Source organism: Halorubrum sp. Ea1, assembly GCF_002252965.1.
GTDB lineage: Archaea > Halobacteriota > Halobacteria > Halobacteriales > Haloferacaceae > Halorubrum.
In genome coordinates, this window is the sequence record NZ_NHPG01000099.1 from 1 (window position 1) to 22,515 (window position 22,515).

At 69.8% G+C, this 22,515-nt stretch carries 23 protein-coding genes; 13 read left to right on the forward strand and 10 right to left on the reverse strand.

Annotated elements, in window-relative coordinates:
- Positions 1-318, reverse strand: a 318-nt coding sequence (locus DJ73_RS11745; RefSeq protein ID WP_254921641.1) for a cupin domain-containing protein, incomplete at its 3' end; no start/stop codon positions are given.
- Positions 319-365: 47 nt separating this feature from the next.
- Positions 366-755, reverse strand: a complete 390-nt coding sequence (locus tag DJ73_RS11750; RefSeq protein ID WP_094522110.1) for a VOC family protein — start codon at positions 753-755, stop codon at positions 366-368.
- 125 nt (positions 756-880) lie between these two features.
- Between DJ73_RS11750 and DJ73_RS11755 the strand changes: the two genes are divergently transcribed.
- Positions 881-1,864 carry an NADPH:quinone reductase gene (locus DJ73_RS11755; protein WP_094558044.1) on the forward strand — a complete coding sequence of 328 codons (984 nt, stop codon included), beginning with the start codon at positions 881-883 and terminating at the stop codon, positions 1,862-1,864.
- Positions 1,865-1,879: 15 nt separating this feature from the next.
- Here DJ73_RS11755 and DJ73_RS11760 read toward each other — a convergent pair whose 3' ends face one another.
- From DJ73_RS11760 to DJ73_RS11770, 3 genes are all read right to left on the reverse strand, one after another.
- Positions 1,880-3,136 carry a CaiB/BaiF CoA-transferase family protein gene (locus tag DJ73_RS11760; RefSeq protein ID WP_094522112.1) on the reverse strand — a complete coding sequence of 419 codons (1,257 nt, stop codon included), beginning with the start codon at positions 3,134-3,136 and terminating at the stop codon, positions 1,880-1,882.
- 62 nt (positions 3,137-3,198) lie between these two features.
- Positions 3,199-4,401: an MFS transporter gene (locus DJ73_RS11765; RefSeq protein ID WP_094522113.1), complete on the reverse strand. Its 1,203-nt coding sequence runs from the start codon at positions 4,399-4,401 to the stop codon at positions 3,199-3,201.
- Positions 4,402-4,452: 51 nt separating this feature from the next.
- On the reverse strand, positions 4,453-5,214 hold the full coding sequence (locus DJ73_RS11770; RefSeq protein ID WP_094522114.1) for an IclR family transcriptional regulator: 762 nt from the start codon (positions 5,212-5,214) through the stop codon (positions 4,453-4,455).
- A 467-nt stretch (positions 5,215-5,681) separates the two neighbouring features.
- On the opposite strand from DJ73_RS11770, the gene DJ73_RS11775 reads away from it, so the two are divergent.
- From DJ73_RS11775 to rdfA, 3 genes are all read left to right on the forward strand, one after another.
- Entirely contained in the window at positions 5,682-7,031 is a 1,350-nt protein-coding gene (locus DJ73_RS11775; RefSeq protein WP_094558045.1) for a DUF362 domain-containing protein, read from the forward strand.
- 42 nt (positions 7,032-7,073) lie between these two features.
- Positions 7,074-9,041: an archaea-specific SMC-related protein gene (locus DJ73_RS11780; protein WP_094558046.1), complete on the forward strand. Its 1,968-nt coding sequence runs from the start codon at positions 7,074-7,076 to the stop codon at positions 9,039-9,041.
- Between the two features lie 99 nt (positions 9,042-9,140).
- Entirely contained in the window at positions 9,141-9,764 is a 624-nt protein-coding gene (gene rdfA, locus DJ73_RS11785) for a rod-determining factor RdfA (RefSeq protein ID WP_094522117.1), read from the forward strand.
- Between the two features lie 15 nt (positions 9,765-9,779).
- On the opposite strand, the gene DJ73_RS11790 is transcribed toward rdfA, so the two are convergent.
- Positions 9,780-10,421, reverse strand: coding sequence for a bifunctional 4-hydroxy-2-oxoglutarate aldolase/2-dehydro-3-deoxy-phosphogluconate aldolase (locus DJ73_RS11790; RefSeq protein WP_094522118.1), 642 nt, complete (start codon positions 10,419-10,421; stop codon positions 9,780-9,782).
- A 121-nt stretch (positions 10,422-10,542) separates the two neighbouring features.
- Between DJ73_RS11790 and dgoD the strand changes: the two genes are divergently transcribed.
- The 6 genes from dgoD to DJ73_RS11820 all read left to right on the forward strand — a co-directional run bounded on the left by dgoD (position 10,543) and on the right by DJ73_RS11820 (position 16,913).
- Entirely contained in the window at positions 10,543-11,697 is a 1,155-nt protein-coding gene (gene dgoD, locus DJ73_RS11795) for a galactonate dehydratase (RefSeq protein WP_094558047.1), read from the forward strand.
- 69 nt (positions 11,698-11,766) lie between these two features.
- The gene (locus DJ73_RS11800) at positions 11,767-12,588 is read left to right on the forward strand and encodes an SDR family NAD(P)-dependent oxidoreductase (RefSeq protein WP_094558048.1); all 822 of its coding nucleotides are present in this window, start codon (positions 11,767-11,769) and stop codon (positions 12,586-12,588) included.
- Positions 12,589-13,244: 656 nt separating this feature from the next.
- Entirely contained in the window at positions 13,245-14,408 is a 1,164-nt protein-coding gene (locus DJ73_RS11805) for a hypothetical protein (protein WP_094558049.1), read from the forward strand.
- A 153-nt stretch (positions 14,409-14,561) separates the two neighbouring features.
- A complete protein-coding gene (locus tag DJ73_RS11810) occupies positions 14,562-15,608 on the forward strand; it encodes a thiamine pyrophosphate-dependent dehydrogenase E1 component subunit alpha (RefSeq protein WP_176451126.1) in 1,047 nt (348 codons plus the stop codon).
- Positions 15,601-16,629, forward strand: a complete 1,029-nt coding sequence (locus tag DJ73_RS11815) for an alpha-ketoacid dehydrogenase subunit beta (RefSeq protein WP_094522122.1) — start codon at positions 15,601-15,603, stop codon at positions 16,627-16,629. Before DJ73_RS11810 ends, DJ73_RS11815 begins: the two co-directional genes overlap by 8 nt.
- Positions 16,626-16,913: a lipoyl domain-containing protein gene (locus tag DJ73_RS11820; protein WP_094522123.1), complete on the forward strand. Its 288-nt coding sequence runs from the start codon at positions 16,626-16,628 to the stop codon at positions 16,911-16,913. The genes DJ73_RS11815 and DJ73_RS11820 overlap by 4 nt, the downstream gene beginning before the upstream one ends.
- A 46-nt stretch (positions 16,914-16,959) precedes the next feature.
- Here the strand turns inward: DJ73_RS11820 and DJ73_RS11825 are convergent, their stop codons facing one another.
- On the reverse strand, positions 16,960-17,394 hold the full coding sequence (locus DJ73_RS11825) for a hypothetical protein (protein ID WP_094558050.1): 435 nt from the start codon (positions 17,392-17,394) through the stop codon (positions 16,960-16,962).
- A gap of 58 nt (positions 17,395-17,452) precedes the next feature.
- Positions 17,453-18,661, reverse strand: a complete 1,209-nt coding sequence (locus DJ73_RS11830; protein ID WP_094558051.1) for a pyridoxal-phosphate dependent enzyme — start codon at positions 18,659-18,661, stop codon at positions 17,453-17,455.
- A gap of 246 nt (positions 18,662-18,907) precedes the next feature.
- On the opposite strand from DJ73_RS11830, the gene DJ73_RS11835 reads away from it, so the two are divergent.
- Complete coding sequence (locus DJ73_RS11835) at positions 18,908-19,192, forward strand: hypothetical protein (RefSeq protein WP_094522126.1); 285 nt, start codon at positions 18,908-18,910, stop codon at positions 19,190-19,192.
- A gap of 569 nt (positions 19,193-19,761) precedes the next feature.
- Here the strand turns inward: DJ73_RS11835 and DJ73_RS11840 are convergent.
- Positions 19,762-20,208: a peptidylprolyl isomerase gene (locus DJ73_RS11840; RefSeq protein ID WP_249269046.1), complete on the reverse strand. Its 447-nt coding sequence runs from the start codon at positions 20,206-20,208 to the stop codon at positions 19,762-19,764.
- A gap of 193 nt (positions 20,209-20,401) precedes the next feature.
- On the opposite strand from DJ73_RS11840, the gene DJ73_RS11845 reads away from it, so the two are divergent.
- A complete protein-coding gene (locus DJ73_RS11845; protein ID WP_094558052.1) occupies positions 20,402-21,019 on the forward strand; it encodes a GNAT family N-acetyltransferase in 618 nt (205 codons plus the stop codon).
- 34 nt (positions 21,020-21,053) lie between these two features.
- On the opposite strand, the gene trpB is transcribed toward DJ73_RS11845, so the two are convergent.
- Positions 21,054-22,217 (reverse strand): tryptophan synthase subunit beta, encoded by a 1,164-nt coding sequence (gene trpB, locus DJ73_RS11850; protein WP_094522129.1) that lies wholly within the window; start codon positions 22,215-22,217, stop codon positions 21,054-21,056.
- A gap of 49 nt (positions 22,218-22,266) precedes the next feature.
- Between trpB and DJ73_RS20365 the strand changes: the two genes are divergently transcribed.
- A complete protein-coding gene (locus tag DJ73_RS20365) occupies positions 22,267-22,410 on the forward strand; it encodes a hypothetical protein (RefSeq protein ID WP_176451402.1) in 144 nt (47 codons plus the stop codon).
- Positions 22,411-22,515: the final 105 nt, after the last annotated feature.

Genomic DNA, 22,515 nt, shown 5'->3' on the forward strand with positions numbered 1-22,515 from the left:
AACCCGTTCGACGAGCCGGACCGGCTCGTCGAACGGGTTGTGGATCAGGTGCGCGCCGTCGCGGCCCGCGTCGAACCGGACGACGTCGTCCGCCGTCGCGTCGAAGCCGCCCTCGTCGACCTCGACCCGGCACGTCCCGTCGGCGACGTACACCACCTCCTGTTGGTCGTCATGGTAGTGGAAGTGATTCTCCGAGAGCCGCTCGCCGGGCTCTAAGACGGCGACGTTGAGATTGAATGCGTCGATCTCCAGTTCCGGGGAAAGCTCCCAGCGCCGTCCGGGCTTGTCCTCGCGTCGACCGATTTCCTCGGGCGTCACGTGTGTCCAACCATCGGTCATGTACCAGTTACTTTGCTCGGAGCGCATTAAGCATTCGCGTCGTACCGGGCCAACTCGACCAGGTTGCCGTCGGGGTCGCGGACGTACATCGACTCCATCGGGCCGCGAGCGCCCACTTTCTTGACGGGGCCGTGGACGACTTCGACGCCGCGGTCGCCGAGGTCACGGCGGAGCGCTTCGAGGGAGTCGTCGACGACGAGACAGAGGTCCCCGCTCCCCGGCGTCGGCCGATCCGCGTGGGGCGAGTACACGGCGTCCGCCGGGTGGAAGTTGATCTTCTGGTCGCCGAACGAGACGGCCCGCCGACCGCCGTCGAACGTCTCGGCCGTGCCGCCGAGTGTCCCCGCGTAGAAGTCGACGGCGCGGTCGACGTCGGCGACGGTCAACACCGCGTGATCGAGCCCGGTGACGTGCATGCGTTCTGTGGGAACGGCGAGCACATAAGCGCTCGGCGGGGCGGAGCGCTCGCCGCGTCGGAGCGCTCCCCGCGGGGCCCGACCGCGGGCACAACACTATACGTCGGTTCGTCGTACGGAGCCGTATGCGTGCCGTCAGATTCCACGACCACGGAGACGAGAGCGTACTGACCGTAGAGACCGTCGACCGGCCCGATCCCGGCCCGGGGGAGGCGCTCGTGCGGATCGAGGCGGCGAGCGTGAACCCGATCGACGAGTACGTGCGCGAGGGGAACGTGAGCCCACCGTCCGGCCTCCCGCACGTCGGCGGGTCCGACCTCGCCGGGGTCGTCGAGGCGGTCGGCGACGGCGTGACCGCGTTCGAGCCGGGCGATCGCGTGTTCGCGACCGGCCTCGGCCTGTTCTCGCCCGGGACGTACGCGGAGTACACCGCGGCGCCGGTCGACCAGCTCGCGCCGCTGCCCGAGTCGGTCCCGTTCCGGGAGGGGGCGGCGGCCGCGATGGCGTTCGCGACCGCCTGGCGCGCGCTCGTGACCCGCGGCGACCTCCGACTGGGCGACGTCGCGCTGGTCCACGGCGCGTCCGGCGGCGTGGGCCACGCGGCGGTGCAGGTCGCCGCGGCGGCGGGCGCGACCGTCGTCGGCACCGCCCGCGACGGCGAGCCAGCCGCGTTCGCGCGGGAACTCGGCGCCGACGCGGTCGTCGACTACCGGAGCGAGCGCCTCGCCGACGACGTCGCGGCGGCGGCCGAGGGGCGCGAGGTCGACGTGGTGTTCGAGCCGCGGGCGGACGCGCACCTCGCGGCGAACCTGGCGTGCCTGACGCGCGGCGGCCGGATCGTCGTCATCGGGGAGGACGGGCCGATCGCCGTCGACGGCGGGACGTCGATGGCGGCGAAGCAGGCGGACGCGGACCTCCGGTTCATGTCGATCGTGGCCTCCGCGGGCGATCAGGCGGCGATCCTCGAACGGGTCGGCGAGCGCCTCGCCGACGGGACGTTCACCGCGGCGGTCGACTCCGTGTTCGGGCTCGATTCGGTGCCCGAGGCGCTGGCCGAGCTGCGCTCCTCCGGGACGCTCGGAAAGGTCGTCCTCGACACGTCTCGCTGATCGCCGGCGCGCCGGTCAGGGCTCCGGGATCGCGCCCGCCTCGATCAGCTCGTCGATGCGGGCGTCGTCGTAGCCGGCCGCTTTCAGCACGCGCACCGTGTCCTCGCCGAGCAGCGGCGGCGCCTTCTCGAACCCCGAGTCGGCCCGGTCGTAGTTGAGCGGGTGTTCGATGACGGGGATCTCCCCCGCCGCGGGGTGGTCGATCGAGCCGACGGCGCCGCGGGCGCGCACCTGCTCGTTATCCAGCGCCTCGTCGACGTCGAACACCGGCCCCACGGGGAGCCCGCGCTCGTCGGCCAGCAGGTCGACCCACTCGTCGGTCGTCTTGGTTCGGAGGACCTCCGAGAGCTCCGCTTCGAGCGCGTCCATGTTGTTCACCCGCGCCGAGTTCGTGGCGAAGCGCTCGTCCGTCGAGAGGTCCTCGCGGCCGATCGCCGCGCAGAACTCCTCCCAGAGCTTCTGGTTCCCGCAGGCGACGTTGAGGTGACCGTCGGCCGTCGGGTACATCTGGTACGGCGCGAGCACCGGGTCCTTCGTCCCCATCCGCGAGGTCTCCTCGCCGACGAAGCTCTTGCCGGCCTGCTTCGTGAGCCACGGGAGCGCCGCGTCGAGCATCCCGAGCTCGACGCGCTCGCCCTCCCCGGTCCGCTCGCGGTTGTACAGCGAGGTGACGATCCCGAACGCGGACCACATCGCCGTGATGAGGTCCGTCTGCGGGAGCCCGACCTTCGCCGGCGGGGCGTCGGGGTAGCCCGTGACGCTCATCATGCCGCTCATCCCCTGCACGAGCAGGTCGTACCCCGGTCGGTCGCTCCACGGGCCCGTCTCGCCGAACGCCGAGATCGAGCAGTAGATCAGCTCGTCGTTCCGCTCCCGGAGCGTCCCGTAGTCGACGCCGAGCCGCTCGGCGGTGCCCGGTCGGAAGTTCTCGACGACGACGTCGGCCTCGGCCACGACGTCGTACAGCGCCGTCAGCCCCTCCTCGGTCTTCAGGTTCAGTTCGATGCTCTGCTTGCCGTAGTTCACCGTCCAGAAGTACGGCGACTCGCCCTCCTCGGACGCCGGCTTCCCGGGGCCCTCGTACCCCTCGACGTCGACGAACGGCGGCCCGGAGTACCGGCTGTCGTCGCCGACGCCCGGCCGCTCGACCTTGATCACTTCGGCTCCCTGGTTCGCTAACATCAATGTGGCGAAGCCGCCGGTGACGAACGTCGTCAGGTCGATCACGACGATCTCCTCTAAGAGTCGCTGTCGCTTCTCGTCTGCGCTCATACCTACCACTCCGACGACGAGGTCATAAAGGTTGGGAGATTTCGGGGGTGCCCGGCGGACGGCTACAGCCGCATCAATAACAGTACCGCGGCGCCGCCGAGCCCGGCGATCCCCGCGAGGAGCAAGAACAGCACGGAGCTCGTCGCGTGCGTGAGCACGAACCCCGCGAGCGACGCGCCGAGGGCCCCGACGCCGAACATCGCGAGATACGTGAACCCGTACGAGAGCCCCTGCACGGCTTCGCCGGCGTTCTCGGCGACGACGACCTGATAGATCGGCGCCGTGCCGTACACGAAGAAACCGATCAGGAGGCAGACCCCGACGAGCGCGACGGTCCCGAGTCCCCGGACGAACGGGAAGGCCGCGGCGAGGCCGGCGAGGACCGCGAAGAAGCCGAAGAACGCGGTGGTGCTGGAGACGCGGTCGGTCAGCCGCCCGCCCACGTACTGGCCGCCGATGCCGACGGTCAGGAGGCCGGTGTACACGTACTGGGCCGGCTGGACGGTCTGGTCGAACAGCTCGAAGGGGCGCAGCGCCGGGGACTCGGCGAGGACGTCCGGGAGGAACGTCAGCAGGCCGCGGTAGTACGTGCCGTACAGCAGCACCGCGACGAGCGCGACCGTGAAGGCGGTCGCGAACAGGGTGCGGGAGTCCCGAGCGGTCTTCCGGAGCTCCTGGGCGATCGAGCCCGTCTCGCCGGCGTCCTCGCCCCCGCCGAGTTCGAACTCGATCCGCGTGCCGGCCAGCCCGACGAGCAGGGCGACGGCCGACAGCGCGCCGGCCGCGAGCCGCCAGTCGGCGAACATGAGGAGCAGCGCCGTGAGGAGCGGGCCGAACGCCGTCCCGACGTTGCCGCCCACGCCGTGATACGCGAACACCGTGCCGCGGGCGTCCGCGGTGCGGCTGATGAGCGAGAGCCCGGCGGGGTGGTAGACGCTCGCGAAACAGCCCCACAGGAGGACGGCGACGGCGAGCGAGACCACGCCGCGCGCGAGGGCCACGATCCCGAACCCGATCCCCATCCCGACGATGGAGGCCAAGATCAGCCGCCGCGAGCTGAACCGGTCGGAGAGGACGCCGCTCACCGGCGCGCCGAGCCCGATGAACGCGTATCCGGCGCCGATGACGGTGCCGATGACGGCCGCCGAGACGTCGAATTCGGCCATCCAGAGCCCGACGAAGAGCGGTATGGAGAGTTCGTACGTGTGAAACATCCCGTGGGCGAGAGAGGTAAATCGCACGAGAGCCCGGTCGTTCGCGTTCATTGGGTTGACGAGCGCCGAGAGACGTAATAAACTCTCGGGGCCCGGCGATCCTCACACGGAGTGTTCGATGTGGAGCTCCAGCTCGTTGACCGCGCCGAGGATCCGCTCGGGGAGCGCCTCCGTGAAGCGATCGCCGGTGATCCGGTTGGCGGGTCCGGAGACGCTCAGCGCGCCGACCACCTCGCCGCCGGCGATCACCGGCGCGCCGATCGCGTGGACGCCCGCCGTCGTCTCCTGTCGGTTGAACGCGTAGCCGCGGTCGCTGATCGCGTCGAGCTCCGCGAACAGCTCCTCGCGGGTCGTGATGGCGTCGTGTCCGGCGTCCAGTCCGCGGTCGTCGAGGATCGCCTCGACGCGGTCCCGGTCGTAGGCCGCGAGGATCGCCTTCCCACCCGCGCTCGTGTGGATCGCGCCGCGCTTGCCCACGTGGGCGCCGGTCTGGACGGCGCTCTGTCCGACTTCGGTGTAGAGGTACACTCGCTCGCCGTTCTCCTCGACGATGAACTGCGCGCGTTCGCCCGTCTCGTCGGCGAGGGCGTCGACCTTCTCCTTGATCATGGGGTACGCCGTCACCCGTCGCTGGATCTGCCCGCCGATCGTGAGGAACTGGAGGCCGAGGGCGTACACGTCGCCGTCGCGGACGACGTACCCGTGTTTCTTCAGGGTGGCGAGGTGGCGGTGGACCGTGCTCGGAGCCAATCCGAGATGCTCGGATAAATCAACGATAGTCATCCCGTCGGTATCTCGCAGTACGTCGATCAGTCGTAACGACGTTTCAGTCGTTTTCGCGACCGATTTGAGCTCTTTTGCCATACACAGTACTCCGCCCCAAGCCACTTAACTTCCCGTGTACTCGGATAATAAAGAATATTTGACCGCGTGAGCCGGCCTATATCCCGGGCAGACGCGGCCGAATCGGACCGAAATCTGATTTCGCGGGACGACTCGTCCCGGATTCTGACGCTTAATATCGGCGAGTAAGGCGAAAAAGAGAGACGTGCCGACTACAGACGTTGATCCGGTATGTTCGGATCCAGATCGGATCTCGACGAAGTTCATTACATCCGTACGTTTGTAACGGCAGTCGGACCGGCGACGCGGGATCGACGCCTCGCAGGTACCGATCGCGGGGGACGGGCGCCGGGACCGGTCGCGGGAGGGACGGTCGCAGGTGCCGATCGTGGGGGGACGGTCGCGAAGGGACGGTCGCGGGGGGTCGGTTTCGGGACGAATCGCGCCGCGGCCCCCACGTTTATGTCGGTCGAGCGGGAGTCGTTCGCATGGACTCACTCGACGACCTCGTCGTGCCCGAGGCGACCGTGCTCGACGCGTGCGGCGACCGACCGCTCCCGGATCTGGGGCTCGTCGAGCGCGACTGGGACACCGATCCGATCCCGAGCGATCGCGTCGAGGCCGCGGCCGCCGAGGCGGTGGCGTCGCTGGAGTTCGCCGGTGTTCCCGAGGGCGGCGAGGTCGCCGTCGGCGCCGGCAGCCGCGGGATAGCGAACCTCCCGTCGATCGTGAGCGGCGTCGTCGGCGTGATCGAGGACGCCGGCTACGACCCCTTCGTGTTCCCGGCGATGGGGAGCCACGGCGGGGCGACCGCGGAGGGACAGCGGGAGATGCTCGAATCCCTCGGCGTTACCCCTGCGGCGATCGGCTGCGAGATCCGGTCGAGCATGGAGGTCGTCCGCGTCGGCGAGACGCCGGACCGGGGCGTTCCCGTGTACGCGGACGCGCACGCCGCCGGCGCCGACGCGATCGTCCCGGTCAACCGGGTGAAGCCCCACACCGACTACGACGGCCCCGTCGAGAGCGGCCTCTCGAAGATGCTCGTCATCGGCATGGGGAAACAGCGAGGGGCGAAGACCGCACACGAGTGGGCGATCGACTGGAGCTTCCGGAACATGATCCCGGAGATCGCGGAGAAGCTGCTGGCCGAGCTCCCGGTCGCGGGCGGCGTCGCGATCGTCGAGGACCAGTTCGACGACACCGCCGTGATCGAGGGCGTCCCCCCGTCCGGCTTCCTCGACCGCGAGGCGGAGCTGCTGGAGCTCGCGTACGACCGCCTGCCGACGATCCCGTTCGACGACGTCGACGTGTTAGTCCTCGACCGACAGGGCAAAGACGTCAGCGGACAGGGGATGGACACGAACGTGATCGGTCGCCGCCCGTTCGCGATCAACGAGCCGGAGCCGGAGCTGCCGGACGTCAAGCGGATCTTCGTGCGAGGGCTGACGGAGACGACACACGGCAACGCCATGGGGATGGGCTCCGCGGACTTCGTCGGCCGCGACCTGGCCGCCGAACTCGACAGCTCGACCACCCTCATCAACGCGATCACCGCGAGTACGACGCGGGGGGTTCGACTCCCGCCGGTCGTCGAGACGGACCGCGCCGGCCTCGTCGCCTCGCTGTCGACCGTCGGCGTCGTCGGGGCCGACGACGCCCGCGTGCTTCGGGCGACGGACACGATGCGGCTCGGCCGGCTGTACGCCTCTCCGGCGCTCGTCGAGGAGGCGCGCGAACGCGACGACCTGCGGGTCCTCGCGGAGCCGAGCCCGATCGAGTTCGACGACGGCCGGTTCGTCGCGCCGACGCCGCACGAAACCGGAGACGGCGGCGATTGAAAGATAGATTTAAGTCCGTGAGAGGATTGAGTAAGATAACCGATGGTTCAGACCTCTCAATCGGTCGTGCGCGTCGACGTTCGAAACGTTGGCGGCATCGACGAGGCGTCCGTGACCCTCCCCGAGGGGGTCTCGGTGTTGGCCGGGCGAAACGCGACGAACCGGACGTCCTTCCTGCAGGCGCTGATGGCCGGGCTCGGGAGTCGTCGGAGCTCGTTGAAGGGCGACGCAGACGAGGGCGCTGTGACCCTCGAAGTCGGGGACGAGACGTACACCCGGACGCTGACGAGACGCGGCGACTCGGTCGCGTTCGGCGGCGACCCGTACCTCGACGACCCGGAGCTCGCGGACCTGTTCGCGTTCCTGTTAGAGAACAACGAGGCGCGTCGGGCCGTCGCGCGCGGCGACGACCTCCAGGAGATCATCATGCGCCCGATCGACACCGACTCGATCGACGCCGAGATCCGGGAGTGCAAACAGGAGCGGTCCGAGATCGAATCCGAGATCGACCGACTCGACGGGCTCGAACAGGACCTCCCCGAGCTCGAGGCCGAGCTCCGGGAGAAGCGGTCGGCCCTCGACGACGCCGAGGCGGAGCTCGAAGCGGTCAGGGAGGAGCTGAACGACCTCGACGCCGGCGTCGAGGAGAGCCGCACCCGGAAGCGGGAGCTCGAGGAGGCGTTCCAGCGCGTTCGCGACGCTCGCTCGGAGCTCGACGACCTCGAGTTCGACCTCGAGACCGAGCGGTCGACGCTGACGGAGCTGAAGGCGGAGCGGGACGAGCTCCGGCAGACGATCGAGTCGGCACAGGAGCCGGAGGAGAGCCCCGATCAGCTCGCCGGACGCGTCGACGAGCTGCGCCGCCGCCAGCGGGCGCTCGACGACGCGATCAACGAGCTCGGCAGCGTCATCAACTTCAACGAGGACATGCTCGACGGGTCGGCGCCCGCCATCGACGTCGGTCGGAGCGGCGACGGCGCGGCCGACGCCGACGGGGCGTCCCGGGCCGGCGACAGTCCGACCGACGCGCTGACCGGCGACGACCGGACGACGTGTTGGACTTGCGGCTCCGAGGTCGAGACCGAACAGATCGAGACGACGCTCGACCGCCTCCGGGACCTGCGGTCGGAGCGGCTCGACGAGCGCAGCGAGCTGCGCTCGGAGATCCAGGAGCTCACCGACCGACAGTCCGCGCTGCGCGAGGCGGAACGCGAGGTCGAGCGCGCCGAGGAGCGGCTCGATACGGTCCACTCGGAGATAGAGGCGACGGAGTCTCGAATCGCCGACCTCGAATCGCGGATCGAGTCGAAGGAGTCGGATATCGAGGAGCTGGAGGCGGAGGCCGAGTCGATCGACGTGGACGGTCACAACGAGGCGCTGGAGCGCCACCGCGAGGCCAACGAGATCGAACTCCGGATCGGGCGGCTAGAGGACGAGATCGAGGAGATCGAAGCGCAGATCGACGAGCGGGAGGAGGCGATCGAGCGCCGCGAGGATCTCGAAGCCGAGCGGGAGGCGGTCGCGGACCGGCTGACGGAGCTGCGAACGCGGGTCGACCGGCTGGAGGAGAGCGCCGTCGAAGAGTTCAACGAACACATGGCGACCGTCCTCGACATCCTCGAGTACGAGAACCTCGACCGGATCTGGATCGAGCGCCGCGAGACCGACGTGCGCGAGGGGCGGCAGAAGGTCACGCAGACGCGGTTCGACCTCCACATCGTCCGCTCGTCTCCCGACGGCGCGGCGTACGAGGACACCGTCGACCACCTCTCCGAGAGCGAGCGCGAGGTGACCGGACTGGTGTTCGCCCTGGCGGGATACCTGGTTCACGACGTCCACGAGACGGTGCCGTTCATCATCCTCGACTCGCTGGAGGCGATCGACTCGGACCGCATCGCCCGCGTGGTCGACTACTTCCGCGACCACGCCGACTACCTCGTGGCCGCGCTGCTCCCCGAGGACGCCGCCGCGCTCCCCGACGAGTACGCGTACGTCGAGCAGATCGAGTGACTCCGGACCGCCACTGATCGCTTCGGAACCGGCGCCGTCCGGTGCCGGAACGCGGCGTGACACCGATACCCTTGTAACGCTACCCCTCGATCGATCGGTATGACCGGCGAGGACGGACCGAACACGAAGGTCGGCCGAGTGATCGAGGCGTACGACCTCGACGAGATGGGGCCGACGCTCGAGGCCGAGTGGACGGGCGAGACGGGCGAGCGCACGAGCCTGCGGGATCTCGCCGACGAGTTCAACGAGGCGGTGTTGACGGCGGCGGTCCGCGAGACCGCCAACCCGTCGCTCGACGTCGAGATATCGAGCACGTACGAGGCGCTGCAGGACGGGACCGGCTCGGAAGTGACTCGGGCGCGACGGCGGCTCGAACGCAAGGGCGTGGACGTCGACGAGCTGACGGGAGACTTCGTCACGCACCAGGCGATCCACACGTACCTCACCGAGGACCGCGGAGCGAGCCTCCCGACCGACGATGAGGGCCGCGTCGAACGGAAGATCCAGACGATCGAGAAGCTGCAGGGGCGGCTCTCGGCGGTCAGCGAGTCGGCGATCTCGTCGCTCGCGAACGCCGACGAGCTCGACCGAGACGACTACGATGTCCTCGTCGACGTGCGGGCCGTCTGTCCCCACTGCGGGGCTGACGCGCCTGTCAGCGAGCTCATCCGGCGCGGCGGCTGCGGCTGCGAGACCGGAGACGCCGCGGCGGACGGCGACTGACTCGCGACCGGCCGACTACCGCTCTCTGGCCGCCGCGACCGCGTCGACCGTCCGGCGCGCGTTCTCCGCGATGCGCTCGAACTCCCCGTTCGCGACGGCGTCGTCGTCGACGATCGCGCTGCCGACCCCGACGGCGACGGCGCCGGCCTCGACGTAGTCGCCGGCGTTCGCGGGACCGACCCCGCCGGTGGGCACCAGGGGGATCTGCGGGAGCGGGCCGCCCAGGGCCGCGACGTGTTCGGGTCCGCCGGTCGCGGCCGGGAACACCTTCACGAAGTCGGCGCCGGCCTCGGACGCGCGGAGGGCCTCCGTCGGCGTGAACGCGCCGGTCGCGACCGGCGTCCCGTAGCGGTTCGCGGTCTCGATCACGCCGGCGTCGACCGTCGGCGTGACGAGGAACTGGGCGCCCGCGAGCTGGACCGCCCGGGCGGTCTCCGCGTCGAGGACCGTCCCGGCGCCGACGAGGACGTCGTCGAACCGGTCGGCGAGCGCGCCGATCGTCTCCGTGACGGCCGGCGTGTCCGCGGTCACTTCGAGCGCCGTGACGCCGCCGTCGACGACCGCGTCCGCCACGTCGATCGCCGCGTCCGGGTCCACGCCGCGGAGGATCGCGACGACCCCGCCCTCGCGGATCCGGTCGGCTCGTCGTGAGTGCATACCCGCATCCGCGACGGCGACCCTAATAAATGGGACGGCTCGCGGGCAACGCTCGCTCCCGGCGACCGCCGATCCACCCGAAACGACTAACAGCGCCGGTGGGGTACTCCCAGGCGATCAGATGAGCGAAATCGTCGACTACGAGCTGTTCGAGGTGCCGCCGCGGTGGCTCTTCCTGCGCGTCGAGACCGCCGACGGAACGGTCGGGTGGGGAGAGCCGGTCGTCGAGGGGCGGTCGAAGACGGTGCGGACCGCCGTCGAGGAGCTGTTCGAGAGCTACCTGCTCGGGGAGGAGGCCGGTCGGATCGAGGACCACTGGCAGGCGATGTACCGCGGCGGCTTCTACCGCGGCGGGCCGGTGCTGATGAGCGCCATCGCCGGCGTCGACCAGGCGCTGTGGGACATCAAGGGGAAGCAACTCGGCGTCCCCGTCCACGACCTGCTCGGCGGCGCGGCGCGCGACCGCATTCGGGTGTACCAGTGGATCGGCGGCGATCGGCCCTCCGACGTGGCCGAGCAGGCCCGCGCACAGGTCGAGGCCGGGTTCACGGCGCTGAAGATGAACGCGACCGAGGAGATGGAGCGGGTCGACGACCCCGCGACCGTCGACGCCGCCGCGCGGCGACTGCGCGAGGTCCGGGAGGCCGTCGGCGACGAGGTCGGGATCGGCGTCGACTTCCACGGGCGGGTGTCCAAGCCGACGGCGAAGCGCCTCGTGGCGGCGCTGGAGCCGTACGACCCCATGTTCGTCGAGGAGCCCGTCCTGTCGGGGCACAACGACGCCCTCCCGCAGATCGCCGCGCACACGACGACGCCGATCGCGACCGGCGAGCGCATGTACTCGCGGTGGGACTTCAAGGAGGTGTTCGAGAGCGGCGCCGTCGACGTGATCCAGCCGGACCTCTCGCACGCGGGCGGGATCACCGAGGTGCGGAAGATCGCCGCGATGGCCGAGGCGTACGACGTGGCGATGGCCCCCCACTGCCCGCTCGGCCCGATCGCGCTCGCCGCCTGCCTGCAGGTGGACGCCTGCTCGCCGAACGCCTTCATCCAGGAGCAGAGCCTCGACATCCACTACAACGAGACGAGCGACGTGCTCGACTACCTCGCGGACCCGTCCGTCTTCGACTACGAGGACGGGTACGTGCGGATCCCCGACGGCCCCGGGCTCGGGATCGAGATCGACGAGGCCCACGTCCGCGAGCAGGCCGAGAGGGACGTGGACTGGCACAACCCCGTGTGGCGGCACGCCGACGGGAGCGTCGCCGAGTGGTGAGGCGAGAGCGGGGGTCGTCCAGGGGAGCGGGGACCCGCGGGCGATGATTATTTGACCGGCGGCGCCGGCATGACACGTATGTCACCGAGCGATCCGACCGAGAACGCCGTCGCGGACAGACACGCGGACACCGTCGCCCTCGTCACCGGCTCCACCCGAGGGATCGGCGCGGGCGTCGCCCGTCGCTTCGCCGCCGAGGGCGCCGCGGTCGTGGTGACCGGGCGCTCCGCCGACCGCGGCGAGGCCGTCGTCGACGAGATCGAGTCGGCGGGCGGCGACGCGACGTTCGTCCGGGCCGACATGCGCGAGCCGGCGGAGATCGAGGCGCTCGTCGACCACGCCGCCGCGGAGCACGGGCGGATCGACGTGCTGGTGAACAACGCGGGCGTCCAGACGGAGACGACCGCCAGCGAGGCGACGATCGACGACTGGGAGTTCGTCGTCGAGACCGACTTCCGGTCGTTCTGGCTGTGCGCGAAGCACGCGGCCGAGCGGATGCCCGCGGGCGGGACGATCCTCAACACCTCCTCGAACCACGCGTTCCTCACGATGCCGGGGCTGTTCCCGTACAACGCGGTCAAGGCCGGGATCAACGGGATGACCCGCGCGCTGGCGCTGGAGCTCGGCCCGGACGGGATCACGGTGAACACGATCAACCCCGGCTGGATCGAGATCGAACGGACCCGGGAGGAGCTGGGCGACGACTACGAGCACACGGCGGACATCCACCCGGTCGGCCGCCTCGGAAAACCGGCCGACGTGGCCGGGCTCGCCGCCTTCCTCGCGAGCGACGACGCGGGCTTCATCACCGGCGAGAGCGTCCTCGTCGACGGCGGGCGGTCGCAGGTGATGCAAGACGACAGCTACCTTGACTACCGCCGGAATCGGTGACGACGCGGCGACGGCGGCGACAGCTGCGACGGCTGCGACGGCGGTGCGGTGGCAGTGCGGTCCGTCGACGGCGGCGGTCGAACCGAGATCGGGCGGATAGTCATATATGTAGTCTCATAGTTCTAGATAAATACCACATATATGTTATGCCGGCCGCGAGAGTCAGTCGGTCGGGACCGGTCGATACGTCGGCGTTCGTTCCGTTTGCGGTCTCGGGTTATCAGACGCCGGAAACCGCCTCTGACGCCGACTCGTCGGCGAACGGTCACCGTCGATCGGCGCGTCTACGGCTCGTTCGACCGTCACCGCTCAGCCCTCGGTCGTCGGTCCCCTCGGTCGAGCGGCCCGTCGTTGGATTCGAATCCCGTTCGACCTGCGGATATGGGCTTTATCGGCGGATATCGAGACCCGATGTCGCGAGAGGTCAGCGTCTCTGTCGACGCAGAACGCCGCTGGGATCGCCGATACGGAACGAATCGGGACTACACACGTAACCGGAATATATAAGATATATATGATACCTATGCACCTGGTAATTCGTCGATACACGGCCGTGTCACCACCGGGTCGTCGGGGTCGAGGACCGCATCGATCGAGCGGGAATACGTCGACCGAGCGGGAGAACCGTTTATTGCCCGCGGGGCGCACGGCCCCGTATGGACGAGGCGGCGGTGTTCGACCGCGTCGTGACCGCGCTCGACGAGCGGAACTACGAGCCGCTGGTGCACGTCCCGGACGCTCACAGCGAGACGTACGCCGACGTGCTCGACCGCTGTCGCCGCCACGAGATCACGATCCGGGGGCGGTACCCGGACGTGCTCGGCTTCACCGACGCGGACCGCGTGTTCGCGATCGAGGTGAAGGGGTCGACGAACCTCCTCCGCGGCATCGGGCAGGCGATGACGTACCAGCAGGGCGCGCACGTCTCGTACCTCGCGGGCGACGGCGAGGCCGTCGCGCCGCACGCGAACCTGCTCCGGTCGAAGGGGGTCGGCGTCATCGGCGTCGACGCCGACGGGGCGACCTCGTGGAGCGACCCGCCGAGCGCGGAATCGGCCGAGGAGGTCGCCGACATCGAGGGACAGCTGTCAGTCAGGCTTCGGAGCGACGCGTTCGGCGGCGACGTCACGACCCTGAGCCTCGCGCAGCCGCTGAACTACCTCGCGCCGGTCGTCGCCCTCGATCGGTACGGGCCGCTCGCGCGCGACGAACTCGTCGACGTCATCGCCGACGAGTACGGGTTCGGCGCCGGCGACGAGACCGTCGCGAGCGCTCGGACCCTCGGTCTCCTCGCGCTCGGGTCGCCGAACGAGCTGACCTCGCAGGGCGAGCTGGCCGCGACGGTGCTCCGCGGGTACGGGATCGAGGACCTCGACGACCTCCGAGTGACGAAGGCGGACGTCGGCCGGGACACGGTCGCCGAGGTCCACCCGCCGCTCGCGGTGCTCCTCCGGAACTCGTTCTCCAGACACCCCGAGTTCGGCCTGCTGCTCGACGCGCTCCGCAAGGAGGGGCCGCGCGTGCAGTTCCTCGACCTCGTGGAGCGGCTGGTCCGTGAGTACCCGAACGTCTTCCTGAGCGCCTTCTGCACGACGCGGGGGGCCACGCGAGCGCGGGAGCTGATCGAGCGGGGGAAGACCGCTCGGCTCTATCGAGACCCGTCGGTCTGGCGGGACGTGATCCGCACCAACGTCCTGTTCAACTTCGTCCAGCAGCTGAAACACGTCGGCGTGCTCGCGCCCGAAACGCGCAGTCACAGCGGGGCGATCGCCGAGTACGACCCCGACGAGAAGCCGTGGATCGTCGCCGACCCGGGCTAGGCGTCCGGAGCCGCGGCCGAAGGCGGACCGACGCGACCGAAGGCGGACCGACGCGACCGGAAAGCGACCCGCCGGCGGCGGATACGGGTCGGACATGTCGTTCGAACATCACCCGAAGTATCTAGTATTATTAACCGTGTACATTACCGTGGCATGGTATCAGTAGGCAAGATGCGCGAGCTGTACGCCGACATGGTAACGGCGCGGTACTACGAGGAACGCCTCCAGGAGGAGTACCTGGAGGGGAAACAGCCGGCGTTCGACATCTCCGCGGGACCGATCCCCGGCGAACTCCACCTCGCGGCGGGCCAGGAAGCGGCCGCTGTGGGCGTCTGTCACCATCTCCGGTCGGACGACACCGTGACGGCGCCACACCGACCGCACCACGTCGCCATCGCGAAGGGCGTCGATCTGAAGCGAATGACCGCCGAGATATTCGGCCGGAAGACCGGTCTCGGCAAGGGGAAGGGCGGTCACATGCACCTGTTCGACCCCGACGTGAACTTCGCGTGTAGCGGGATCATCGCCGAGGGATGTCCGCCGGCGGCCGGGGCGGCGTTGGCGGCGAAAAAGCGGAACGAGGACGCCGTCGCGGTCGCGTTCCTCGGCGAGGGGGCGATCGACCAGGGGGCGTTCCTCGAGTCGCTGAACTTCGCGAGCGTCCGCGACCTGCCGGTCGTCTTCGTCGTCGAGGACAACGACTGGGCGATCAGCATGCCGAAAGAGCGCGTCACCGACGTAGAGGACGGCTCGAAGCGGGCGGCCGGGTTCGACATGCCCGGCGTCCGCGTCGACCGGGACGACGCCCTCGCCGTCTACGAGGCGGCGGGCGAGGCGGTCGGGCGCGCTCGGGACCGAAACGGACCCACGCTCCTGGAGGTGCAGGTCCACCGCCGGATGGGCCACTTCATGGGCGACCCGCAGACGTACCGGTCCGAGGACGACGAGGAGGCGGCGCTCGCTCGCGACTCGATCGACAGGATGGAGTCGGCGCTGCGGGACCACGGCGTCGACGACGACGGACTCGCGGCGGTCCGCGACGACGCGGAAGCGCGGGTCGAAGCGGCGATCGCGTGGGCGAAAGAACAGCCGCAGCCGGAGCCCGAGGACGCCTACGAGGACGTGTTCGTGAACCCGCCCTCGGGCGTGACGACGGACGAACCGGAGTTCGAGCTCACGGAGGTGAACGGCGATGAGTGAGACGGAGGGCGTCGTCGACCGCGAGCTGACGATGAGCCGCGCGATGGTCGAGTCGATCGCCCACGAGATGCGCGAGAACGAGGAGGTGTTCTACATGGGCGAGGACGTCGCCGACTACGGCGGCATCTTCGACAGCACGCAGGGGCTGCTCGACGAGTTCGGCCGCGACCGGATCATGGACGTACCGATCAGCGAGACCGCGTACCTCGGGGCGGCGGTCGGCGCCGCGCAGGAGGGGATGCGGCCCGTCGCGGAGCTGATGTTCGCGGACTTCTTCGGCGTCGCGATGGACCAGATCTACAACCAGCTCGCGAAGAACACCTACATGAGCGGCGGCAACGTGAACGTGCCGCTCGTGCTCACGGCCGCCGTCGGCGGGACGTACAACGACGCGGCCCAGCACTCGCAGACCCTGTACGGGACGTTCGCGCACGTCCCCGGGCTGAAGGTCGTCGTGCCGTCGACCGCCTACGACGCGAAGGGGTTGATGCACAACGCGATCCGCGACGACGACCCGGTGATGTACCTGTTCCACAAGCGGCTGATGGGGATCGGCTGGATGCCGGCGCCCGACGGCCCGAAGACGCCGGTCCCGGAGACGGACTACACCATTCCCTTCGGGTCGGCGGACGTCAAGCGCGAGGGCGCCGACGTCACCGTGGTCACGCTCGGGCTCCACGTCCACCGCGCGCTCGACGCGGCGGAGTCGCTCGCGGCGGCGGGCGTCGACGTGGAGGTCGTCGACCTCCGGACGCTGGTTCCGCTCGACATCGACACCGTCCTCGAGTCGGTCCGGAAGACCGGGCGGCTCGTCGTCGTCGACGAGGACTACCGGTCGTTCGGCGTCACCGGAGAGGTCGTCGCGAGCGTCGCCGACCGCGACCTCGGCGCGCTCGACGCCGTGGAGCGAGTGGCCGTCCCGGACGTCCCGATCCCGTACGCCCGTCCGATGGAGGACGAGGTGATCCCGGACGCGGGCGATATCGAGGAGCGCGTTCGAGCGGTCCTGTCCGCGGAATGAGCGAGCGACGACTGGCGGCCGACGGCGGCACCGGGATGCGGGTCGCGGTCCGCGCGACCGGCGACTGGGAAGCGGACGTCGACGAGACCGAGGGCATCCTCGTCGACTGGTTCGCCCGCGAGGGCCGGTCGGTCGAGGCGGGCGACACGCTCTGTGAGATACAGGTCGAGAAGGTGAGCGTCGACGTCCCCGCGCCCGTGGCCGGGACGCTCGACGAGGTCGTCGTGGCCGAGGACGACGCGTTCGAGATCGGCGACACGCTCGGATGGCTCCGGACCGAGTGACCGCTCGCCGCTTCCGACATCCCTCGATTGTCGGGGACACGAGGCGTCAGCGAGCCAAATACCGTCCGAACAGCAGTGGAGAGACGAGCAGCGCGATCGGGACGGCGATCCAGACCTGCCCCGCGAGCACGTCGTACTGCCCGAGCGTGACCGAGACGGGCGTGCCCTCCGCGTACCCGACGACGAACTCGAAGCCGACGGTGAGCGCCGTCCAGAGGACGCCGATACCGATCAGCTCGATCCGTCCGTACTCGATCGGCGTCCGCGAGAAGTAGGCGAACGAGACGAGGAGTATCGCGGCGACGAGGAGCGCGGTGCTCGCCACGTGTCCGAGGTAGTCGCCGATGCGGGGGATGAGGAAGACTTCTCGGAAGACGCCGTTGGCGACGGCGATGACAGCCATCACCGCCCAGACGCCCAGCGGATACAGGAGCGCGTGCGGTCGAACCGACCCCGTTTTCGATCCGGGCGTGAGTCTCATCAGTCGGCGTTCGTACCGCGACGAGAAAAGCGGACGCGGAGATTCTCCGCCGTCGGGATCAGCGGGCGCCGAGCAGCGAGGCGAGCCGTTCCGGGAGGGCCGACCGGTTCGTCCGCTCGGTCGCCACCGACGCGTCGCCGGTCCCGAGCTCTTTGAACCCCGTCCCGGTCGGAACGAGGACGACGGCGTCGTCGGCGGCGATCTCGCCGCGCTCCGACAGCCGGGTCGCGCCCGCGAGCGACGCCGCCGACGCCGGCTCGACGCAGAATCCGCCGTCGACCGCGAACCGCCGCTGCGCGGCTCGTATCTCGTCGTCGTCGACGGAGACGACGGCGCCGGCGGTGTCGCGGACCGCGGCGAGCGCGCGACCGCCGCTCGGCGGGTCCGGGTTCCCGATCGAGTGAGCGATCGTCTCGCCGGTCTCGTCGGGTGCGATGGGCGTCGGGTCGGTCGCACCGGACTCGAACGCCCGCGTTATCGGGTCTGATGCGGCGGTCTGGACGAGGCACAGCCGCGGGGGATCGTCGAGGAGTCCGGCGGCCTCGAGGTCGCGGATCCCGCGCCAGAGCCCCGAGGCGAACCCGCCGGAACTCGTCGGCAGGACGACCGCGTCGGGCGCGTCGGGGGCGAACGCCTCGCAGATCTCGAACATCGCGGTCGCGTATCCGCTTATCCGAGCCGGGGCGTCGCTGACGAGGAACCGGACCGGGAGTTCGTCGGAGAGGTCGAGCGCGTCGCCGTAGAGGGCCCCGTAGTCGCCGTCGACGCGCACGATCGTCGGCTCGTACTGGCCGATGAGCTCGAGTCGGACCGGGGAGATGTCGTCGGGAACGAGGACGACGCACTCCCTGTCGAGGCTCGCGGCGTGGGCGGCGGTGCTCATCGCCATGTTGCCGTACGAGACGGTTCCGACGGCGCCGTCCGCCGCGGCGACCGCGTGCGGGACGGCCGCGGCGCTGCCCCGGTCCTTGTACGCGCCGGTCGGGTGTTCGCCCTCGTCTTTGACGTACACGCGACAGCCCGCGGCGTCGTCGAGGCCCTCGCTCCTGACCAGCGGGGTGCCGCCCGCGGCGCGAGCGACGCCCTCGGGACGGTCGATCGGCAAGAGCGGCTCGTACCGCCACGCGCCGTCGTACGCCCGGCAGTCCTCCCAGCCGAACGCCGCCGCGTCGGGCTCGAACCAGAGCGGCTCTCCGCAGTCGCAACGGACGCGGAGCGGGTCCCGGTAGCGATCTCCACATCGGTAACACCGCAGTGCGGGAGACATGGAGCGTTCTGCGGCGCGCGGCAACGTATACTCTCCGACCCGCGGAGGCCCTCACCCATCTCGCCGCTCCCGTCAGACCGCCGCCCGGTACGCGTTCCGCGACCACCGAACGGCATCCGTTCCGCGACCATCGAACGGCATCCGTTCCGCGACCACCGAACGGCACACGGTACACGACCACCGACCGCGATCGCCGGCGAGCGCCGCCGGCACCAGCCTTTTCAGTATTCATCACGAAAAATAAACATGGACGTAGAAGCGGCGATGACCGACGTCTGCGACTGCCAGTACCCCGTCACGTACGACACCGTCGTCGAGGAGTGCGACGACGGCGTCGTCGAGTTCGCGAACGGCGAGACGATGCCGCTTCCGGAGATCCTCGACGTGGTCGACGACGAGCCGGACGCCTTCCGGTCCGAGGCCGAACTGGAGGAGTTCGTCACCTCGCTGCTCCCGGAGGACGCCGTCGGTCGAAAGGGGTACGACGACCGCGGGCGCGCCGCCGTCGAGTCGGACGAGACCTCGTTCTGACCCCCGGGCCGCCGCTCGTCTCGGCGGGGCGGCGCAGCCGGACCGGTCGCCTCCGCGCCGAGACGAGCGGCGCGTCCGACGACACCGAGACTCCTGAGGGCTACCGATGGGCGCCGACGCCGACTATCGCGCCGCAGCCGGCGCACTCGGAGACGACCAGCGGATCGGACGGGGAATGTCTCACGACCACGTCGGTGACGTCGGTCGGACCGCCGCACCGCCTGCAGAGGACCGGACGGGTGTCTATCATTTGGGTATCAGTACTCCGGAGAGAGCTACGTCGCTGTCGGGGATAACCGCATTCTATGCTTCGTTGTCAGGTCGGAAGGCCGTCCCGAGCGACCCGCGTCCGTCAAAACCGGGCGCGACGCCGCCCGAAGCGAGACCTCGCGAGAGCCGCGCGTCTCTTCTCGGGCGGCCGGCCCTCCGAGTACGAAACGGATTAAACGGCTGATTACGCGGCGCCCGCGTCTCGGGCCGGTTCCGCCGAAGCCCGAGAAGTCCGACCGGGCCATCGTCCCCCGCTCGCCGCCGCTCCCGTCGACCGCCGGAGACGCCTCCGTTCGGGATCAGTTGACGTCGACGATTTCGACGTCGAACGTCAGCGTTTCCCCGGCGAGGCGCGGGTTGAAGTCCACTCGGACGACCTCATCGTCGACGTGGACGACCTCGCCCTGACGGCCGTTCTGAGCCTCGAGATACGAGCCCTCCTCGGGCGTCTGGCCTCCGAGCATCTCGCGGAGCTCGTCGGTGTCGAACGTCTGAATATTCTCGTCGGTTGGCTCGCCGTAGGCCTTCTCCGGCGGGATGGTCAGGGTGTCCGTCTCCCCGGCCTCGAGGCCGATGAGTCCCTCCTCCATCCCCTCGATGACCTGTTCGTCGCCGATTTCGACCGTGAGCGGCGCGTACTCTCGATCGGGCTGGGCCTCGGCGAGGCCCGTCTCCTCGGCGACGGACTGCCGAGAGGTGTCGAACACAGTCTCGTCGTCGAGCCGCCCAGTGTACTCGAGCGTCACAGAATCGCCGGTCTCTATCGTCATACGAACACGAGAGGTGCCAGACGGAAAGTCTGTTGCATCGAGCGCCTGCGGTCGGGACCCGTCCGCGAGCCCCCTGCACCGGTCGGGATTGGCTCGGTGTCAGTCGTCGGTCGGGGAGTTCGACGGAGACCCGTATGTTCAAGCCGACGCGCGAGTACCGTCGCACGTAGTGACGGCTGGATTGCGGCTCCGGACGTACGATCCGCGGGACGAAGCGGCCGTGTGGGCCCTCCACGAGTGGGCGCTCAGGGACGCCGGCGTCGACCCGACCGACGTTCCCGGCACGGACGACCTGAGCGCGGTCGAGGCGTCGTACCTCGAAGCCGGGGGCGAGTTCGTCGTCGGCGTCGTCGACGCGACCGATCCCTCGGACGGCCCGGCCGCCCCCACGAACGGCCTGACGGGTCCCGCGGACAGCTCAACCGACGCCGCGGCCGACGCCGCCGAGGCGTCCGAGACCGGTCTCGCCACCCGCGACGGCACGCTCGCGGCGATGGGCGGTTACCTCCCGAACCGCGCCGGCCACGGCGAGGAGCGAGACCGACCCGGCGCGGCCGAGCTCCATCGGATGCGCGTCGCTCCGCCGTACCAGCGACGCGGGTACGGTCGGGCGCTCCTCGACGAGCTCGAACGCCGCGCGGCCGCCGCGGATTTCGGGACCCTGCTCGCCACGACGTCGACTCGGCAGGCGGCGGCCCTCGAGTTCTACCGCGCGCACGGCTACGAAGAGGCGGCCCGCTCCGTCGCCGGCGCGTACGAGCTCGTTCACTTCGAAAAAGAGCTGTGAGCGCCGACGCGCGCTCCCGTCGCGTCGCCCCGACTCAGTCCGCGAGGTCGAAGTGCTCGGCGGCCGTCTGCATGTCTTTGTCGCCGCGGCCGCAGAGGTTGACCAGCAGCGTGTCGTGGCGGTCGTCCTCGGCGAGCTTGGCGGCCAGCGCGAGGGCGTGCGCCGGCTCCAGGGCCGGGATGATCCCCTCGGCCTCGCTCAGCTCGCGGAACGCGGCCAGCGCCTCGTCGTCGGAGACGGCGTGGTACTCGGCGCGGCCCATCTCCTGTAGCGCGGCGTGTTCCGGCCCGATGGCCGGGTAGTCGAGACCGGCCGACACGGAGTGGTTCTGGGTGTCGTCGCCGATCGTCTTCGTCTTCATCCCCTGGAAGATCCGCGGCTCGTCCTGTTCCGTCTTCGAGAGGGGCGCCGAGTGGTTCTCGTCGTCGATCCCGCCCGGCTCGGCGCCGTAGAACTTGACGTCGTCGTCCTTGAACGCGTGCCAGAGCCCGATCGAGTTCGACCCGCCGCCGACGCACGCCACGCACGCGTCGGGGAGCGACCCGTGCAGCTCTCGGATCTGTTCGCGCGCCTCGGTGCCGATGACGGACTGGAACTCGCGCACCATCCGCGGGAACGGGTCGGGACCGACGACGCTCCCGACGAGGTAGTGGGTCGAGTCGACGTTGGCGGCGAAGTCCTCTAAGGCGGCGTCGACGGCCTCCGCGAGCCCCTCGTTGCCGCGCTCGACCGGCTCCACGTCGGCGCCCATCAGCCGCATCCGGAAGACGTTCATCTCCTGTCGCCGCATGTCGTGGCGGCCCATGTACACCGTCGTGTCCAGGTCGAGGAGGGCGCCGACCATCGCGGTCGCGGTGCCGTGTTGGCCGGCCCCCGTCTCGGCGATCAGCCGCTCTTTCCCGGCGCGCTTCGCCAACAGGGCCTGTCCGAGCGTGTTGTTGAGCTTGTGGGCCCCGCCGTGGAGGAGGTCCTCGTGTTTGAGGTAGATGTCGGCGCCGTATCGCTCGCTCAGCGTTTCCGCGTGAAACACCGGCGTCGGACGACCGGCGAAGTGTTCGAGGAGATGCCGGAGCTCGGCCATGAACTCCTCGTCACCGATCGCGTCCTCGTACGCGGCCGCTAACTCGGCCAGCGGTTCTTCGAGCGGTTCGGGAACGTGACGACCACCGAACTCACCAAACTCGCCAGGTGTGGCCATGACTAATGTGAGGCGTCGGATTTCAAAAAACTACGTGCGGCGGCGGGCGGTGTGTGCGATCGCCGGGTGTGGCGGCGTTTCGAGAGCGCGACGCGCCTCCCTGATCACCGTCGTTCACTCGATGGGGACCGTCGCCGGCATCCTCAACCCCCCGGAGACGTTTCGGGTGACGACGACGGTCGGCGGCGAGTGACGCGCGGGCCCCGTCGCTCACCCGCTTTCCGCGGGATCGGTCGGCGTGATCCGGAGAACCGGTTCCCGAATCGCGTCGCGGCGGTCGCGACGGGCGTCCCCGTCT